This window comes from Kitasatospora sp. NPDC058965 (assembly GCF_042741245.1).
In the GTDB taxonomy this organism is placed as follows: Bacteria; Actinomycetota; Actinomycetes; order Streptomycetales; family Streptomycetaceae; genus Kitasatospora.
Map to the genome: position 1 here is coordinate 618 of NZ_JBHYKG010000171.1, position 17,265 is coordinate 17,882.

Below are 17,265 nucleotides of genomic sequence, written 5' to 3' on the forward strand. Positions count from 1 at the left end.
GTCGAGGGTGATGCCGAGGTTGCCCTGGTCGGTGTACTGCTCGCCGTACACCTGGAGGGCAGTGCCGGTGAAGGTGTAGGTGGCGGTGGCGCCGTTGGCGGTGGCGTAGTGCACGGTGTCGCCGAGGTCGCCGAGACCGCGGTTGCCGCTCGGGGTGAAACCGCTGTAGCCGATGGCAGGGGCGGTGTCGTCGATCCGCAGGGTGGGCGGGGCGGTGGCGGCGGTGGCGTAGCCGTCGAGGGTGGCGTACTGGCCGGAGAGCTTGGTGACGGTGACGGTGTGGGTGCCGGGGGTGAGGCCGGTGGCGGTGTAGACGGGGACGTCGGTGTGGCGCAGGCCGTCGGTGGGGACGGTGTTGACGGTCTGTGGGGTGCCGTTGTCGAGGGTGATGCCGAGGTTGCCCTGGTCGGTGTACTGCTCGCCGTACACCTGGAGGGCAGTGCCGGTGAAGGTGTAGGTGGCGGTGGCGCCGTCGGCGGTGGCGTAGTGCACGGTGTCGCCGTAGTCGCCGAGACCGCGGTTGCCGCTCGGCGTGAAGCCGCTGTAGCCGATGGCGGGGTCGGTGTCGTCGGCGCGGTTGGCGACCCAGAGCTGGTCGGGGGTGGTGCCGGCCGGGACGGTGGCGACGAGGAAGCCGTGGCCCAGCGCCCGGACGCTGCCGGCGGCCAGCGCGGTGCCGGCCGCGTAGACCTGGGTGGCGGCGGTGAACCCGTCACCCGCGATCAGGAGCTGGTTGCTGCCGGACGTGGGCGAGACGTAGGCGACCTCGGCGCCGCCGGACCAGGAGCTCGGTGCGGTCGGCCCGGCGCCGGTGAGCAGGGCGGCCGGCAGGTCGTCGGGGCCGGGGGTTGCCGGGATCGTGGTGTTGCCGCCGGCGTGCAGGTCGACCGCGGCGTTGCAGGCGGCCTTGTTGACGGTGGCGAGGGAGAAGTAGTTGCCGGTGGTCCAGATGTGCCCGGTCTGGCTGCACCCGCCGGTCGACGCGAGACCGGGGACGCCGATCCCGGCGTTGCCCTGCCAGTTGATCCACTCGGACCCGGCGTCGTCGTAGTAGGTGAAGTTCGCGTGGTGGCCGTTGTAGGCGACGTTGCCGGTCACCTGCAGGCCGTGGGCCAGGGTCTGGGTCGGATCGGCCTTGTCGTAGCTGGTCGGGTTGCCGCCGGCGTCTTCGTACTGGGCCTGGTGGCCCTCGGCGTAGACGGCGCCGCCGTCCGAGCGCACGGACATGAAGTCGTGGAAGAGGTTGTTGCTGATGGTGGTGGACTGGTTGGTGTTGACGACGTTCTGCGGGGTGGTGGCCTGGTCGGTGTGGCCCTGGATCACGCCGGCGGTGATGGCGTCGTAGGGCAGGTCGTACAGGGCGTTGTGGGTGATGGTGGTGCCCTGCGCGAAGAGCAGGGTGATGCCGGGGGCGGACGAGTAGTCGGTGCCGACGTGGTGGACGGTGTTCCCGGTGACCGTGGTCCCGGTGAGGATCTCGTTGGTCCCGATGGTGTCGCCGGCGACGGCCGCGGCGTCGGGCGTGCAGGTCTGCTTGATCACCGCGGGGGTGTCGGGGTCGACGGCGGGGTCGGGGTTGGTCGGGTTCGGGTCTCCGGTGCAGCCCAGCAGCAGGCCGGTGGAGGCGATGTCGGTGAACTCGTTGCCCTGCACGAGGGTGTTGTGGGCGCCGTACCGCACGCCGAGCCCGGCGCCGCCGAGTTCGGCGAAGCGGTTGCCGGTCAGGGTGAGGTTGGTGGTGGCGGTGAAGTCGACGTTGGCGAGCGGCTGCGTCAGTGCGCCCCACGGGCAGCTGCCGGCCGGGTTGGCGAAGGTGCACATGCCTTGGTTGTGCGCGCCGGTGATCCGCAGGTTGCTCTGCACGTCGGAGAAGCCGGCCGGGGACGACGGGTCGTTCCAGGTCGCGTAGGAGAACTGCAGGCCGCTGAAGGTGAGGTCGTGCAGCGGCGCGGCCAGCGTGCCCGCCCCTTGCAGGAGGGTCTCCAGGCGCGGGAGTTCGATGTCGGCAGAGCTCAACTGCTCGCCGGGAAGCGGCTGGTAGGAGAGCGTGCTGCCCGCCTGGTCGAGGAACCACTGGCCCGGGTGGACCAGCGCCGGGGCGTCCTCGATCAGGGCGGGCATCGTCGACGGATTCATCGACGGCAGGCCGCCGCTGCCCTGGCTGAAGGCCGCACGGGCGGTGACATCGGTCCAGCACGGCTGGGCCATGGTCAGCGTGCCGCCGCCGTACGAGGCCACCCGGCAGCGGGACTCGGTCCAGGCGCCGTTGCCGGCCGGGTAGTCGAACTCCACCCCGGCCAGCTGGGCCGCGGTGAGGCCCGCGAACCAAGCAGTGGCGGCGGCGTCCCCGCCGAGGGAGTACCCGGTGGCCGAACCGGACCAGCCGCCGGTGAAGCCGAGCGCGCTCGGGCTCGCCTGCGCGACGGGGGCTTCGCGCCCGTTGACGTACAGTTGGCGGCTCTCGCTGCCGGCCGGCACCGGGGCGGACCAGACGCCCGAGCTGCCGACCTGGGTCCAGCCGGTGACCCGGGTGGCGCCGGAGATCACCGGGTGCGCGCCCGGCGCGGCCTGCCAACTCACCGGGTGCCCGGGGCTGCCGGAGTCGGCGGCGGTGAACTTCCAAGTGGCGGAGGGACGGTAGGCCCCGTCCAGCAGGTCGACGGTGACGTCCGCACCGGTACCGGCGGGGTTCAGGGCCCGGACCGCGGCCTGCGCGCCGGTGAGCGAGCACGGCGCCGCCTGCGAACAGGCGGAGCCGCTGCCGGCGGGGGAGGCGTACAGGGTGACGGCGGTGGCGGCCGTGGCCGCGCCGGGGAGGAGTGCCGTGAGCGCGATCGCCAGGGTCGCGGCGCTCGCGCCGGCGAGGAGCCTCACGAGGGGGATCTTCATGGACCAGCCTCTCTGGCTGCGGCGGGCCGTCCCTGACGACCCGCCGGTGACACGGGGTGGGGTGAGGGTGGAGCTCCCGGCAGCGTGTCGACGGCCGGGCAACTGGGGTGGGGCAGGGGAGGACCGGCCGCGCAGGCCGCTGTCCCGCTGGCCGGGCCGGTGCTCGCACCGGGAGCCGCGGGCGCGGTCGACCCGCGGTGACGGGGTGGGCCCGGAGCGCGGGGGCGTCCGGCCCGACCCGGTGTCAGCAGGGGGCCGGGTCGGGAGTCGCCGAGTCGAGCGGCAGCCCGGCGGCGAGCCAGTCCTCCACCGCCGCGACGTGCACCGCGCTGGCGCTCGCGGCGAGGCCCGCGTCGCGGGCGACCAGCGCCCGCCAGATCGCCTCGTGCTCGCGGTGGGCCTGCTGGCGGGTGGTGGCGCCGGTGGCGGCGGCAGCCGGCTGCCCGCACTGCGGCGGCTGGGGGAGGGTGCCGCGGACGATCCGCACGCGCTGGGTGTGGGTGGACAGGATGCCGAGCAGGGTGGAGAGGACCGGGTTGCCGACCGAGTCGGCGATCGTGCGGTGGAACTCGATGTCGAGCTCGATGAACTCCTCGATGCTGATCTCGTCGGTGCAGCGGTCGAGGATGTCGCGCAGGTCGGCGAGCTGGCGGTCGGTCAGCCGGCCCGTCGCCAGGGCCACCGCCTGGGGCTCCAGCAGGCGGCGCACCTGGAGCAGTTGGCCGGCGGTGTGGCCGTGCGAGACGTCTGCGGCGAAGGTCATGGCTTCGAGCAGCAGGTGCGGTTCGAGGCCGGAGACGTAGGTGCCGTCGCCCTGTTTGGTGACCAGGATCCGCATCGCGGTCAGCGCGCGGACGGCCTCGCGCAGCGAGCTGCGGGACAGGCCCAGCTGGTCCGCGAGTTCGGCCTCGGGCGGCAGCCGGGTACCGGGCTGCAGCGTGCCGTGGACGATCATCTCCTTGATCCGGTCGATCGCCTGGTCGGTGACTGCCATGGCGCCGGTACCTCCTGCCGGGCGGGGGACGGGGGAGCCCGGAGCGGCGCGATCTGCCGGCCCACACACTGGTGGATCGCGCCGCCCGGGGGTTCTGCGGTGCCGGGACCGATGTCCCGTCAGTCCTGCTTCTCGCCGGAGGCGAAGCGGGAGATGATCAGCGCGACGATGATGATCGCGCCGTTCAGGAACTTGTCCCACTGCGACGGCACGCCTGCCAGGGTCATCACGTTGATCACCAGCTGGAGGGTGAGCACGCCGGTGAGGGCGCCGAAGAGGGTGCCGCGGCCGCCGTTGAGGCTGACACCGCCGATGACGGTGGCGGCGAAGACCTGGAAGATCCAGCCGTCACCCTGGGTGGCCGAGACGGAGCCGTAGTGGCCGGTGTAGAGGACGCCGGCGAAGGCGGCCAGCACCCCGCCGAGGACGAGCACGGTCCAGACGATCCGGTCCACCCGGATGCCGGCCGCGCGGGCGGCCTCGGCGTTGCCGCCGATCGCGTAGAGCGCGCGGCCGTGCCGGAGCCAGGCCAGGGCGCAGCCGCCGAGCAGGAAGAGCAGGGCGCAGATCCAGATCGCGGCGGGTGCGCCGAGCCAGCCGGCGGAGCCGAGGTAGCGGAAGGAGTCGGGCACGTCGACGATGGACTGGCCCTGGGAGACGGCGTCCTGCAGGCCGCGCAGCAGGGTGAGCATGCCGAGGGTGACGATGAAGCCGTTGAGGCGCAGCTTGAGGATCAGGAACCCGTTGACCGCGCCGACCACGGCGCCGACCGCCAGGCAGAGCGGGACGGCGGTCCAGCCGGGGAAGAGGCCGATGCCGTTGAACCGCCCGCCGTGGTCGGGCAGCACCAGCCACATGGCGATGACGGGGGCCACGCCGATGGTGGACTCGAGCGAGAGGTCCATCCGTCCGGCGATCAGGATCAGCGCCTCGGCCAGCACCAGCAGGCTCAGCTCGGTGGCCTGCTGGCCGACGCCGAGCAGGTTGTCCGAGGTGAGGAAGGCGGGGGAGACCGCGAAGCCGATGATGCCGAGCACCAGCAGTACGGGCAGCAGCGACAGGTCCCGGTAGCGGGCCAGGTCGAAGCGGCGACCGGTCGAAGCTGCGGGCGGGGCCGAGACCGCCCCGCGCAGCTCAGTGGTGGGAGACATGGGTTTCCTTCGGGTCGGTGGGTTCGGCCATGCCTTCCATGGCGGCGACCAGGTGTTCGTCGCGCCAGCCGGCCGGGAACTCGGCGACGATCCGGCCGTGGAACATGGCCAGGACGCGGTCGCAGGCGCGCAGGTCGTCGAGTTCGTCGGAGACGATGAGGGCGGTCCTGCCGGCTTCGGCGACCTGGCGGACGGTGCCGAGCAGGGATTCCTTGGACTTGATGTCCACGCCGTTGGTGGGCCGGACCGCGACCAGCACGTGCGGTTCGGTGGCGAGGGCGCGGGCGATGACCACCTTCTGCTGGTTGCCGCCGGAGAGCGCCGAGACGGGGGTGGTGGGGCCGGGGGTCTTGATGTCCAGACCGTCGATCATGCGCATCGCGAAGGCCCGGGTGCGGGAGGGCAGGACCGTGCCCCAGGGGCCGAGTTGGTCGGTGACGGTGAGGGTGGCGTTCTCGGCGACGCTGCGCTGGGGGACCAGGCCCTGGAGGTGGCGGTCCTCGGGCACGAAGCCGATGCCGGCGGCGAGGGCGGCGGGGACCCGGCCGGTGCGCACCGCCCGGTCGGCGACGCTGACGGTGCCGGTGTTCGGGCGGTGCAGGCCGGCCAGGGTCTCGCCGACCTGGACGTTGCCGCTGGCGGCGGAGCCGGCCAGGCCGACGACCTCGCCGGCGTGTGCGGTGAAGGAGACGTCCCGGTAGGCGCTGTCGAGGGTGAGGGCGGTGACCTCCAGCAGGGGTGCGCCGGTCGGGGCTCCGCCGGCCGTCGACCAGCTGGGCCCGGTACCCGTGGACCGTTCGCCGGTCATGGCTTCGACCAGGGAGTGGTGGTCGAGGCCGGCGACGGGGGCGGTGAGGATGTGGCGGGCGTCGCGGTAGACGGTGACGGTGCTGCAGAGGTCGTAGACCTCCTGGAGGTGGTGCGAGATGAACAGGAAGGCGACGCCCTGGGCCTGGAGTTCGCGCAGTTTGGTGAAGAGGCGTTCGATGCCGCGGGCGTCCAGTTTGGCGGTGGGTTCGTCGAGGATGATGAACCGGGCGCCGAACGAGAGGGCGCGGGCGATCTCGACGAACTGGCGCTGCTCGACGGTGAGGTGCTCGGCCCGGGCGGTCGGGTCGACGTCCACGCCGTACTCGGCGAGCAGCTCGGCGGCGCGGGCGCGCAGCTGCTTCCAGCTGATGCGCCTGAACGTCCCGCTGCTCTGGCGGTCCAGGAAGAGGTTCTCCGCGACGGTCAGCGCCGGGATGATGGTGGAGCGCTGGTAGACGCAGGCGACCCTGCTCCGCCAGGCCCCGGTGTCGCCCGGGGCGGGGGCGGGCTCGCCGTTGAAGCGCAGGGTGCCGGTGTCGGCCTGCTGGAGGCCCGTCAGGATCGAGACGAGGGTGGACTTGCCGGCGCCGTTGCGGCCGACCAGGGCGTGCGACTCGCCGGGGGCGACGGTGATGCGGGCGTCGGCGAGGGCGACGGTGGCGCCGAAGCGCTTGCTGATCCCGTCGGCCTCGACGACGGGGCCCCGGGCGGGGCTGAGGTCCGCCATGGCGGCTGGGTCCTTTCCAGGAGGGGCCGGGGGCGGCGCGTGCGGATCAGGGCTGGACCGGGCGCGCCGCTCGCGGGAGATCGGTGCGCGTCAGTGGCCGATGGTGTTGCCCCACAGGGACTTGTCGTCCACGTTGTCCTTGGTCACCAGCGGGGCGGGCAGCTGGTCCTCCAGGCCGTTGGGCAGCGAGATGATGGTGGACTGGTGGTCGGTGGGGCCGGCCTGGAAGGTCTTGCCGTCGGCGGCGGCCTGGGCGTAGAAGAGCGCGTACTTGGCGTACAGGTCGGCGGGCTGGGAGATGGTGGCGTCGATGTCGCCCTTGCGGATCGCGTCGAACTCCTGCGGGATGCCGTCGTTGGAGATGATCGCGATGTGGCCGGGCTGGCCGGCCGGCTTGAGCAGGCCCTTCTGCTGCAGCAGCGCGAGGGTGGGCTGCAGGAAGACGCCGCCGGCCTGCATGTAGATGCCGTTCAGGTCGGGGTTGGCAGCCAGGGTGGACTGGAGCTTGGCGGAGGCCACGTCGCCCTTCCAGTCGGTGGCCAGCTCGATCACCTGGATGCCGGGGAACTCGCTCTTCATGCAGGAGGCGAACGCCTCCGAGCGGTCGCGGCCGTTGATCGAGTCGAGCGCGCCCTGGAGCTCGGCGACCTTGCCGGTGCCGTTCAGCTGCTTGCCGAGGAACTCGCAGGCCTTGGTCCCGTACGCCTTGTTGTCGGCGCGCACCACCATGTACACCTGGCCCTTGTCCGGGCGGGTGTCGACGCTGACCACCGGGATCTTCTTCGCGGCGAGCGTGTCCAGGGTGGAGGCGATGGCGCCGGTGTCCTGGGGGGCCATCACGACGGCCTTGGCGCCGGTGTTCTCGAAGACCTGCACGTTCGCGACCAGCTTGGTGACGTCGTTCTGCGAGTTGCTGGTCGGCAGCAGGTTCATGCCCTCGGACGAGGCACCCGACTTGATGTACTGCGCGTAGGAGTTCCAGAAGTCCGAGTCGGCGCGGGGCAGGTCGACACCGATCTTCGGCTTGGCGCCCCCGGCAGCGGTGGCGGTCGAGTCGCTGCCCCGGTTGCAGGCCGTGGCGAAGCCCGCCAGCACGACGACGGCGGCGGCCGTGGCCGCAATTCTGGAGGAGCGAGGCTTCATTGCAGATCTCCTTGGGGGAACACCGGAGGGCCGGCGGGGGTGGGTCCCAGTGAGCGCGGTGGGGTGGGTGGGCACGGGAGCCGACGGGCTGTCGGGCCGACGACGACGCCCCGTTGGGCGCGGGAGAGTGCCGACCGCAGTCATCGGATGGCTTTTGGTACCGAGGACCTTACGAGCCGGACATCCGGCTGACAAGGGGAGACCTCTGATGAATCCCAACCGTGACTTTCGGTCGGGGGTACGGGCTTTCTTAGGGCCATCTGCCGTGACTGACGTGCACTCTTGGCAGGCCTGACGGGCGTGCGGCCAAGACATCGGAGGACTCCTTGCGGTCTTTCGGTGGCCGACCGTATGGTGTGAGGGCATTCGGAGAGGTCCGATGTATGTCGGCGGTGATGTCCCCCGCCTGTGTGCAGTGACAGGAGAGTCAGAGATGAAACTCATGCGGCTCGGCGAAGCCGGTGCGGAGCTACCGGCCGTTCAGGACGGCGAGGGGCGCACGTTCGCCCTCGCGGGGCTGACCGGGGACATCGACGGGGCGTTCCTCGCCTCGGACGGCCTGGCCCGGGTGCGGGACGCCCTCGCCGACGGCAGCCTGCCGCTGGTGGACCCGGCCGGCCTGCGGGTGGGAGCGCCGGTCGCGCGGCCGGGGAAGGTGGTCTGCATCGGGCTCAACTACCGGGACCACGCGGAGGAGACGGGGGCGGCGATCCCGGAGCGGCCGGTGGTGTTCATGAAGGATCCGGCCACCGTCGTCGGACCGTACGACGAGGTGCCGATTCCGCGCGGTTCGGTCAAGACGGACTGGGAGGTGGAGCTGGCGGTGGTGATCGGCCGCCGGGCCCGCTACCTGGCCGACCCGTCCGAGGCCGCCGCGCACATCGCCGGGTACGCGATCAGCAACGACGTCTCCGAGCGGGAGTTCCAGCTGGAGTACTCGGGGCAGTGGGACCTCGGCAAGTCCTGCGAGTCGTTCAACCCGCTGGGTCCGTGGCTGGTGCCGGCCGAGGAGGTCGGCGACGTGCAGGCCCTGGGCCTGGGTCTGGCGGTCAACGGCGAGGTCCGGCAGGCCGGCAACACCAAGCACATGATCTTCGACGTCGCGCACGTCGTGTGGTACCTGAGCCAGTACATGGTGCTCAACCCCGGCGACGTGATCAACACCGGGACCCCGGCCGGTGTGGCCCTGGGGCTGCCCGGCAACCCGTACCTGCGCGCGGGCGACACCGTCGAGCTGTCCGTCGACGGCCTCGGCATCCAGCGCCAGACCTTCGTGAACGCGTGAAAGGCACCGAGTTGTCCGTGATCACCGCCGTCGAGACCTACGACATCCGGTTCCCGACCTCGCGCGAGCTGGACGGCTCCGACGCGATGAACCCCGACCCCGACTACTCCGCCGCCTACCTGGTCCTGCGCACCTCCGGCGGCGGCCACGAGGGCCACGGCTTCACCTTCACCATCGGCCGCGGCAACGACGTGCAGGTCGCCGCGATCGCCTCGCTGCGCCACCACGTGGTGGGGCGCGACGTCGCCGAGCTGTGCGCCGACCCGGGCGCGCTGTACCGCGACCTGATCGGCGACAGCCAGCTGCGCTGGCTCGGTCCGGAGAAGGGCGTGATGCACATGGCGATCGGCGCCGTGGTCAACGCGGTGTGGGACCTGGCCGCCAAGCGCGAGGGCAAGCCGCTGTGGCAGCTGCTCGCCGACGCCGAACCCGAGTGGCTGGCCTCCCAGGTCGACTACCGCTACATCGCCGACGCCCTCACCCCCGAGGAGGCCGTGGAGCTGCTGCGCCGCGGCAAGCAGGGGGCCGCCGATCGGACCGACCTGCTCCTGGCCCGGGGCTACCCCGCCTACACCACCTCGCCCGGCTGGCTCGGCTACGACGACGAGAAGCTGGTGCGCCTGGCGAAGCAGGCGGTGGCCGACGGGTTCACCCAGATCAAGCTGAAGGTCGGCGCGGACCTGGCGGACGACGTGCGCCGCTGCCGCACCGCCCGCGCCGCGGTCGGCCCCGACATCCGGATGGCGATCGACGCCAACCAGCGGTGGAACGTGGGCGAGGCGATCGAGTGGACCAATGCGCTCGCCGAGTTCGAGCCGTACTGGATCGAGGAGCCGACCAGTCCGGACGACATCCTGGGTCACGCCGCGGTGCGGGCCGGGGTCGCGCCGGTGAAGGTCGCCACCGGGGAGCACGTGCAGAACCGGATCGTCTTCAAGCAGCTGCTGCAGGCCGGCGCGATCGACGTGCTGCAGTTGGACTCGGCCCGGGTCGCGGGCGTCAACGAGAACCTGGCGATCCTGCTGCTGGCCGCCAAGTTCGGTGTCCCGGTCTGCCCGCACGCGGGCGGCGTGGGCCTGTGCGAGCTGGTGCAGCACCTCTCCATGTTCGACTACGTCGCGCTGACCGCCACCACCGAGGACCGGGTGATCGAATTCGTCGACCACCTGCACCAGCACTTCCTGGACCCGGTCGTGATCGAGGCCGGCCACTACCGGGCCCCCACCCTGCCGGGGTTCTCCGCGCAGATGCACCAGGCCGCCATCGACACCTACACCTACCCCGACGGCGGGTTCTGGACCGCGGACCTCGCCGGCGACGACAAGGAGCTGACGGCATGAGCGACTTGGACGGCCTCAAGGCCCTGGTGACCGGCGGCGCCTCCGGCATCGGCCTGGCCACCGCCCGCCTGCTCGCCGAGCGCGGCGCGGACGTCGCCGTGCTCGACCTCGCCCCCGGGCAGCTGCCGGCGCCGCTGCTCGGCTTCACCGCCGACCTGCGCGACGACGTGTCGGTCCGCGACGCGGTGGCCGCCGCCACCGAGTCGCTCGGCGGCCTGGACATCCTGGTCAACAACGCGGGCATCGGCGCGGCCGGGACGGTGGAGGACAATCCGGACGAGCAGTGGCACACCGTGCTCGACGTCAACGTCCTCGGCCTGGTGCGCACCACCCGCGCCGCGCTGCCCCAGCTGCGCCGCTCGGCGCACGCGGCGATCGTCAACACCTGTTCGATCGCGGCCACCGCAGGCCTGCCGCAGCGCGCCCTGTACTCGGCGAGCAAGGGCGCGGTGCTCTCGCTCACCCTGGCGATGGCCGCGGACCACGTCCGCGAGGGCATCCGGGTGAACTGCGTCAACCCCGGCACCGTCGACACGCCGTGGATCGGCCGCCTGCTCGACGCCGCCGCCGACCCGGGCGCCGAACGGGCCGCGCTGAACGCCCGTCAGCCCACCGGCCGCCTGGTCGCCGCCGACGAGGTCGCCGCCGCTATCGTCTACCTGGCCTCCCCGGCCGCCGGCAGCACCACGGGCACGGCGCTCGCGGTCGACGGCGGCATGGCCGGCCTGCGACTGCGCCCCCTGCCCCAGGAGTGACGATGCGTCAGAGAACCCTCGGATCCGGCACCGTGCGGATCGGCGAACTCGCGTTCGGTGCCGCCGCGATCGGGAACCTGTTCACCCCGGTCGCGGAGGCCGAGGCGGGGGCGGCGGTCGAGGCCGCCTGGCAGGCCGGGATGCGCTACTTCGACACCGCCCCGCACTACGGGCTGGGCCTGTCCGAACGCCGACTGGGCGCGGCGCTGCGCGGCCGTCCCCGTGAGGAGTACGTGGTCTCCACCAAGGTCGGCCGGATCCTCGAACCCCTGACCACGGTGGACGGCGACGACCTCGCGAACGGCTTCGCCGTCCCGGCCACCCACCGCCGCCGCTGGGACTTCAGCGCCGACGGCGTGCGCCGCTCGATCGAGGAGAGCCTGCACCGGCTCGGCCTGGACCGGATCGACATCGTGTACCTGCACGACCCCGACGACCACGCCGAGCAGGCCCTCACCCAGGCGTACCCGGCACTGCACCGCCTCCGGGAGGAGGGCGTGATCGGCGCCGTCGGCATCGGCATGAACCGGGCCGACCTGCCGGCCCGCTTCGTGCGCGAGACCGACATCGACGTCGTGCTGCTGGCCGGCCGCTACAGCCTGCTGGACCAGGGCGGCCTGGCCGACCTGCTCCCGCTGGCCGCCGCGCACGGCGTCGGCGTCGTCATCGGCGGCGTCTTCAACTCCGGTCTGCTGGCCGACCCGAAGCCCGGCGCCACCTTCGACTACGCCGCCGCGCCCGCGCACCTGCTCGCCCGGGCGAGGGAGCTCAAGGCCGTCTGCGAGCGCCACGGGGTGCCGCTGCGGGCCGCCGCGCTGCACTTCCCGTTCGGCCACCCGGCCGTGGCGAGCGTGCTGGTCGGCACCCGCAGCGCCGCCGAGGCCGCCGACACCGCGGCCATGCTCCGGCACCCGGTGCCCGCCGAGCTGTGGGCGGAGCTCACCGAGCTCGGCCTGCTGCCGCCGGGCACCCCGACCCCCGAGGAGGTGGGCTGATGCGGATCGCCCTGTTCATCACGTGCTTCAACGACACGATGTTCCCCGGCACCGGCCGGGCCGTCGTGACCGTGCTGGAGCGCCTGGGCCACACGGTGGAGTTCCCGCAGGAGCAGACCTGTTGCGGGCAGATGCACTTCAACACCGGCTACCGGCCGGACGCGGTGCCGCTGGTGGCCCGGTTCGCCCGCACCTTCGCCGGCTACGACGCGGTGGTCACCCCCTCCGCCTCCTGCGCGGGCATGGTGAAGGAGAACCACCCGGTGCTGGCCGCCCAGTACGGTCCGGCGCCGCTGCAGCGCCAGGTCGGTGAAGTCGTCCCGAAGGTCCACGAGTTCACCGAGTTCCTGACCGACGTGCTGAAGGTCACCGACGTGGGCGGCTACTTCCCGCACAAGGTCGCCTACCACCCGACCTGCCATTCGCTGCGCGGGCTGCGGCTGGGGGAGCGGCCGCAGCAACTCCTGCGCGCGGTCGAGGACCTCGACCTGGTGGAGCTGCCCGACGCGCAGTCCTGCTGCGGCTTCGGCGGCACCTTCGCGGTGAAGAACGCCGACACGTCGGCCGCGATGCTCGACGACAAGACGGCCGGGGTGCACGCCAGCGGTGCGGAGGTGCTGTGCGCGGCCGACAACTCCTGCCTGCTGCACATCGGCGGCGGCCTGTCCCGGCAGCAGAGCCCGGTGCGGACCGTGCACCTGGCCGAGATCCTGGCCAGTACGAAGGGGGACGCACGGTGAGTTCCCGGGGAGTGGTCTGGCTCGGTGCGCCGTCGTTTCCGGAGGCGGCCCGAGTCGCACTCGAGGACGACCAGCTGCGCGCCAACCTCAAGCGGGCGACCGGCACGATCCGCGACAAGCGCCTGGCAGTCGCGGGGGAGTTGGACGACTGGGAGCAGCTGCGCGAAGCCGCTGCCGCGATCAAGAACCGGACCGCCCGGCACCTGGACCGCTACCTGGTGCAGTTGGAGGAGTCGGTCACCGCGGCCGGCGGCACCGTGCACTGGGCGGGTGATGCGGCCGAGGCCAACCGGATCGTCACCGAACTGGTGCGCGCCACCGGCGAGTCGCACGTCGTCAAGGTCAAGTCGATGGCCACCCAGGAGATCGGACTCAACGAGCACCTGGCCGCCGAGGGCATCACCGCCTACGAGACCGACCTGGCCGAACTGATCGTGCAGTTGGGCGACGACCGGCCCTCGCACATCCTGGTCCCGGCGATCCACAAGAACCGCACCGAGGTCCGGGACCTGTTCACCGCCGAGATGGGCCACTGGGGCGTCCCCGCGCCCGAGGGCCTGACCGACGAGCCGCGCGCGCTGGCCGAGGCGGCCCGGCGCCACCTGCGGGAGAAGTTCCTCACCGCCAAGGTCGCCGTCTCGGGTGCGAACTTCGCCTGCGCCGACACCGGCACCGTGCTGGTGGTGGAGTCCGAGGGCAACGGGCGGATGTGCCTGACCCTGCCCGAGACGCTGATCACCGTGATGGGCATCGAGAAGGTGCTGCCGAGCTGGAGCGACCTGGAGGTCTTCCTCCAACTGCTGCCGCGCTCGTCCACGGGCGAGCGGATGAACCCCTACACCTCGGCCTGGACCGGCACCACCGAGGGTGACGGACCGTCGGACTTCCACCTGGTGCTGCTCGACAACGGCCGCACCGACACCCTCGCCGACACGGTCGGCCGCCAGGCGCTCGCCTGCATCCGCTGCTCGGCCTGCCTCAACGTCTGCCCCGTCTTCGAGCGCACCGGCGGCCACGCCTACGGCTCCGTCTACCCCGGACCGATCGGCGCCGTGCTGACCCCGCAGCTGGTGGGGATGGACAGCGACACCAAAAGCAGCGCCGCCTCGCTGCCGTTCGCCTCCACCCTGTGCGGGGCGTGCTACGACGCCTGCCCGGTGAAGATCAACATCCCCGAGGTGCTGACCCACCTGCGCGCCAAGGCCGTCGAGGCCGAGGGCAGCCACACCGTCGAGGCCCTCGCGATGAAGGCGGCCGGCAAGGTGCTCGACTCCCCGCGCCTGCTCGGCGCGGCGCAGAAGGCCGCAGCCCTCGGCGGGCGGGTGCTGGCCCGGGACGGGGTGATCGGCCGCCTGCCCGGACCGCTGCACGGCTGGACCGACACCCGCGACACCCCCGCCCCGCCCGCCGAGTCGTTCCGCACCTGGTGGCGCAAGAACCGCGAAGGAGAGAGCCGATGAGTGCCCGCGACGCGATCCTGGGGCGGATCCGGACGGCGCTGGCCGACGTCCCGTCCCAGGAGCAGCCGCAGGACGTCCCCGTCCCGCGCGAGTACCGCCGCAGCCACCTGGACCCCGGCCGGGACGCGGTCGACCTGTTCGCCGAACGCGTTGCCGACTACCGCGCCACCGTCACCCGCACCGACGCCGCCGGCCTGCCCGGGGCGATCGCCGCGGCGCTCACCGGGCGGGGCGCCCGGCACCTGGCGCTCCCCGACGGATTCCCCGCGGACCTGCTCCCGGACGGGGACCGGACCTGGCACCGCGAACCGCTGACCGTCGCGGAGTTGGACCGGCTCGACGGGGCCGTCACCCTGGCGGCCCTCGGCATCGCGGTCACCGGGACCCTCGTGCTGGACGCCGGCCCGGGCCAGGGGCGGCGCGCGCTCAGCCTGGTCCCGGACTACCACCTGTGCGTGGTCCGCGCCGAGCAGATCGCCGAGGACGTGCCCGAGGCGCTGGGCCGCCTCGACCCCGCCCGCCCGCTCACCTTCGTCTCCGGCCCGTCCGCCACCAGCGACATCGAACTCGACCGCGTCGAAGGCGTGCACGGGCCCCGCACCCTGCACGTCGTCATCGTCGACCCCGCCCGGGAGCTGCCATGAGAGTCGCCCTGCACACCCGCGTCCGCCCCGACCGGATCGACGCCTACGAGGCCGCCCACCGCGAGGTGCCCGCCGAGCTCACCGCCGCCATCCGCGCCGCCGGCGTGCGCGAGTGGACCATCTGGCGCAGCGGCACCGAGCTCTTCCACCTGCTGGAGTGCGAGGACTACGCCCGCCTGCTGGCCGAGTTGGAGCAGCTGCCGGTGAACATCGCCTGGCAGGCCCGGATGGGCGAGCTGCTCGACGTCGTGCACGACTACTCGGCCGACGGTGCGGCCGCTGGCCTGCCGGTGGTGTGGCAGCTGTGACCGGCCGTCGGATCATCGACTCCCACCACCACGTCCGGGACCTGACGGTCCGTCCGCAGCATGGGACCGACCCGGCGGGTCCGGTGGCTCAGGGCGTGAGCAGCGAGCGGATCCGGTCGGCTCCGAGGGCGAGGAGCAGGGTGGGCAGCCGCGGTCCCGTGTCCCGGCCCACCAGCAGCTCGTAGAGCAGGGCGAACAGCTCCCGCTGAGCCAGCTTCAGCTCCGGGGTGGCCACGGCGTCCAGGCCCAGGCCCGCCCGGAGCTTCGGCACGCCGTAGACCAGCGAGGTCAGGCCGTCCAGCGACCAGTGGTCCGCCAGACCGTCCAGCAGCAGCGCGAGCGCCGCGCGCTCGTCGGCCGTCAGCCGGGCCAGCCGCTCCCGGTCGGGCGCCGTGCGGACCCGGGTGCGGTCCTCGGCCGGCAACTGCGCCACCCAGGCCTGCGCCCGGTCCAGGCGCGGGCGCACCTCGTCCAGCGAGGCGATCGCGTCGCGCTCCGACACGTCGTTCAGGATCCGCAGGATCTGCCGCTCGTCGCCGGTGGTGATGTCGGCGGCGGAGGCGAGCAGGCGGAACGGGACGACGCGGGCGGTCGTCGGCAGGGCCTGCCCGGCCGTCCCCACGGCTCGGGCCCGCACCGCCCGCTCCAACGGCTCGCCGCCGCCGTCCGCGAGCCGCCGGCCGACCGCGTCCCACTCGTCGTAGAGCCGGCCCACCTCCTGGTCGAACGCGACGGTGAACGACTGGTTCGGCCTGCGGCGCACGTACAGCCACCGGACCAGGGGGGCCTCCAGTATCTGCAGCGCGTCACCCGGGGTCGGCGCGCCGCCGGCGGAGCCGCTCATCTTGGCGGTGCCGCTGGTCCCGACGAAGGAGTAGCCGAGGTAGTTCGGCGGCCGGCCGTCGAAGACCTCGCGGACCAGGCGGGAGCCGACGGTGAAGCTGGACCCGGGCGAGGAGTGGTCCACGCCGCCGGCCTCGAAGGTGACGCCCTCGAAGGCCCAGCGCATCGGCCAGTCGACCTTCCACACCAGCTTGCCGCGACCGCCCGCGCCGATCACGTCCGTGCCGGCGTGGCCGCACCGGCAGCGGTAGGAGACCCGGGCGGACGGCTCGTCGAAGGCCGTCACCGTGGTGAAGTCCCGGTCGCAGGCGGCGCAGTACGGCTTGTAGGGGTAGTACTCCGCCGCCGTGGTCCCGTCCCCGGCGTCGTCCGACAGCGCGTCGGCCGCCGCGTCGGCCGCCGACCCCGTGCCCGGCTGCGCGGTCTTCGCCGTGCGGTAGTGGCCGAGGATCCCGTCGATCCGGCCCCGGTGGCGCATCGCGTGCAGGATCCGGTCGGTGTACACCCCGGACCGGTACCGCTCGGTCTGGCTGATCTCCGTGACCTGCACGCCGAGTTCGGCCAGCGCGGCGCGGAACGGGACCTTGAAGTGCTCGGCCCAGTTCGGGTGCTCGCCGCACGGGTCCGGCACCGAGGTGAGCGGCCGGCCGATGTGCTGGGCGAAGGACTCCGGCACTCCGGCCGGCACCTTGCGCAGCCGGTCGAAGTCGTCCCAGGAGAGCAGGTGCCGGCAGTCGAGCCCACGCCGCCGCAGCTCGTCCGCGACGAAGTGCGGCACCATGATCTCGCGCAGGTTGCCCAGGTGCACCGGACCCGACGGGCTGATCCCGGAGGCGCAGACGAGCGGCGCACCGGCAGGGCGCTTCTCGGCCTCGGCCACGACCCGGTCCGCCGCTGCCGTCACCCAGTCGCCCTGCGTCGCGCCTGCCACTGCGTTCCTCCGTGCTCGTCCGGTGAAGCGGTCCGGGGCGCCGCACGTGCTGCCGACGGCCCTTCGAACGCACGCTAGTGAGCGGTGAAACGGCTGGGCAACGCAATATCGCCGGGTGCGACCGGCCCGGGCCGCGGGGCGGGGAGCCGGGACGCGGCGGAACCGTGCGCCGGCCCGTTCCGCCCCGGCCCGGAACGGCCGGGCGGAGCGCGGGGGCCCCGGGGGGGGGGGGCCCCGCCCCGGGCCCCCC

General features: G+C 72.9%; 13 protein-coding genes and 1 pseudogene. 8 read left to right on the forward strand and 6 right to left on the reverse strand.

Translation table 11 applies throughout. From position 1 onward, the window contains the following. From ACFW1A_RS25295 to ACFW1A_RS25315, 5 genes and pseudogenes are all read right to left on the reverse strand, one after another. Positions 1–2,889: pseudogene (locus tag ACFW1A_RS25295) on the reverse strand (hypothetical protein); the annotation flags it as partial. Positions 2,890–3,133: 244 nt separating this feature from the next. Continuing rightward, positions 3,134–3,883: a FadR/GntR family transcriptional regulator gene (locus tag ACFW1A_RS25300; RefSeq protein ID WP_380412082.1), complete on the reverse strand. Its 750-nt coding sequence runs from the start codon at positions 3,881–3,883 to the stop codon at positions 3,134–3,136. A gap of 119 nt (positions 3,884–4,002) precedes the next feature. Next, positions 4,003–5,034, reverse strand: coding sequence for an ABC transporter permease (locus tag ACFW1A_RS25305; protein WP_380412085.1), 1,032 nt, complete (start codon positions 5,032–5,034; stop codon positions 4,003–4,005). Next, positions 5,018–6,571: a sugar ABC transporter ATP-binding protein gene (locus tag ACFW1A_RS25310; protein ID WP_380412088.1), complete on the reverse strand. Its 1,554-nt coding sequence runs from the start codon at positions 6,569–6,571 to the stop codon at positions 5,018–5,020. The genes ACFW1A_RS25305 and ACFW1A_RS25310 overlap by 17 nt, the downstream gene beginning before the upstream one ends. Positions 6,572–6,661: 90 nt before the next feature. Next, positions 6,662–7,714, reverse strand: coding sequence for a sugar ABC transporter substrate-binding protein (locus ACFW1A_RS25315; protein ID WP_380412091.1), 1,053 nt, complete (start codon positions 7,712–7,714; stop codon positions 6,662–6,664). Between the two features lie 433 nt (positions 7,715–8,147). On the opposite strand from ACFW1A_RS25315, the gene ACFW1A_RS25320 reads away from it, so the two are divergent. From ACFW1A_RS25320 to ACFW1A_RS25355, 8 genes are read left to right on the forward strand one after another with little or no spacing between them, the layout of a single operon-like run. Further along, entirely contained in the window at positions 8,148–8,999 is an 852-nt protein-coding gene (locus ACFW1A_RS25320) for a fumarylacetoacetate hydrolase family protein (RefSeq protein WP_380412093.1), read from the forward strand. An 11-nt stretch (positions 9,000–9,010) separates the two neighbouring features. After that, positions 9,011–10,339 carry an L-fuconate dehydratase gene (locus ACFW1A_RS25325; RefSeq protein WP_380412096.1) on the forward strand — a complete coding sequence of 443 codons (1,329 nt, stop codon included), beginning with the start codon at positions 9,011–9,013 and terminating at the stop codon, positions 10,337–10,339. Then, positions 10,336–11,094: an SDR family NAD(P)-dependent oxidoreductase gene (locus ACFW1A_RS25330; RefSeq protein ID WP_380412099.1), complete on the forward strand. Its 759-nt coding sequence runs from the start codon at positions 10,336–10,338 to the stop codon at positions 11,092–11,094. Before ACFW1A_RS25325 ends, ACFW1A_RS25330 begins: the two co-directional genes overlap by 4 nt. A gap of 2 nt (positions 11,095–11,096) precedes the next feature. Further along, positions 11,097–12,089: an aldo/keto reductase gene (locus ACFW1A_RS25335; RefSeq protein WP_380412102.1), complete on the forward strand. Its 993-nt coding sequence runs from the start codon at positions 11,097–11,099 to the stop codon at positions 12,087–12,089. Then, positions 12,089–12,829, forward strand: a complete 741-nt coding sequence (locus ACFW1A_RS25340) for a (Fe-S)-binding protein (protein WP_380412105.1) — start codon at positions 12,089–12,091, stop codon at positions 12,827–12,829. Before ACFW1A_RS25335 ends, ACFW1A_RS25340 begins: the two co-directional genes overlap by 1 nt. Further along, complete coding sequence (locus tag ACFW1A_RS25345; RefSeq protein WP_380412108.1) at positions 12,826–14,289, forward strand: LutB/LldF family L-lactate oxidation iron-sulfur protein; 1,464 nt, start codon at positions 12,826–12,828, stop codon at positions 14,287–14,289. Before ACFW1A_RS25340 ends, ACFW1A_RS25345 begins: the two co-directional genes overlap by 4 nt. After that, complete coding sequence (locus ACFW1A_RS25350) at positions 14,286–14,933, forward strand: lactate utilization protein C (protein ID WP_380412111.1); 648 nt, start codon at positions 14,286–14,288, stop codon at positions 14,931–14,933. Before ACFW1A_RS25345 ends, ACFW1A_RS25350 begins: the two co-directional genes overlap by 4 nt. Further along, positions 14,930–15,241 (forward strand): L-rhamnose mutarotase, encoded by a 312-nt coding sequence (locus ACFW1A_RS25355; RefSeq protein WP_380412114.1) that lies wholly within the window; start codon positions 14,930–14,932, stop codon positions 15,239–15,241. The genes ACFW1A_RS25350 and ACFW1A_RS25355 overlap by 4 nt, the downstream gene beginning before the upstream one ends. 88 nt (positions 15,242–15,329) lie before the next feature. Here the strand turns inward: ACFW1A_RS25355 and lysS are convergent, their stop codons facing one another. Next, the gene (gene lysS / locus ACFW1A_RS25360; RefSeq protein ID WP_380412117.1) at positions 15,330–17,015 is read right to left on the reverse strand and encodes a lysine--tRNA ligase; all 1,686 of its coding nucleotides are present in this window, start codon (positions 17,013–17,015) and stop codon (positions 15,330–15,332) included. Positions 17,016–17,265: the final 250 nt, after the last annotated feature.

Excerpts from the sequence above, each read along its gene's own strand:
- ACFW1A_RS25350 (WP_380412111.1), top strand. The coding sequence starts at position 14,286 with ATGAGTGCCCGCGACGCGATCCTGGGGCGGATCCGGACGGCGCTGGCC.
- ACFW1A_RS25320 (WP_380412093.1), top strand. The coding sequence starts at position 8,148 with ATGAAACTCATGCGGCTCGGCGAAGCCGGTGCGGAGCTACCGGCCGTT.
- ACFW1A_RS25305 (WP_380412085.1), bottom strand. The coding sequence starts at position 5,034 with ATGTCTCCCACCACTGAGCTGCGCGGGGCGGTCTCGGCCCCGCCCGCA.
- ACFW1A_RS25315 (WP_380412091.1), bottom strand. The coding sequence starts at position 7,714 with ATGAAGCCTCGCTCCTCCAGAATTGCGGCCACGGCCGCCGCCGTCGTC.
- ACFW1A_RS25335 (WP_380412102.1), top strand. The coding sequence starts at position 11,097 with ATGCGTCAGAGAACCCTCGGATCCGGCACCGTGCGGATCGGCGAACTC.
- ACFW1A_RS25310 (WP_380412088.1), bottom strand. The coding sequence starts at position 6,571 with ATGGCGGACCTCAGCCCCGCCCGGGGCCCCGTCGTCGAGGCCGACGGG.
- ACFW1A_RS25330 (WP_380412099.1), top strand. The coding sequence starts at position 10,336 with ATGAGCGACTTGGACGGCCTCAAGGCCCTGGTGACCGGCGGCGCCTCC.
- ACFW1A_RS25340 (WP_380412105.1), top strand. The coding sequence starts at position 12,089 with ATGCGGATCGCCCTGTTCATCACGTGCTTCAACGACACGATGTTCCCC.
- ACFW1A_RS25355 (WP_380412114.1), top strand. The coding sequence starts at position 14,930 with ATGAGAGTCGCCCTGCACACCCGCGTCCGCCCCGACCGGATCGACGCC.
- ACFW1A_RS25300 (WP_380412082.1), bottom strand. The coding sequence starts at position 3,883 with ATGGCAGTCACCGACCAGGCGATCGACCGGATCAAGGAGATGATCGTC.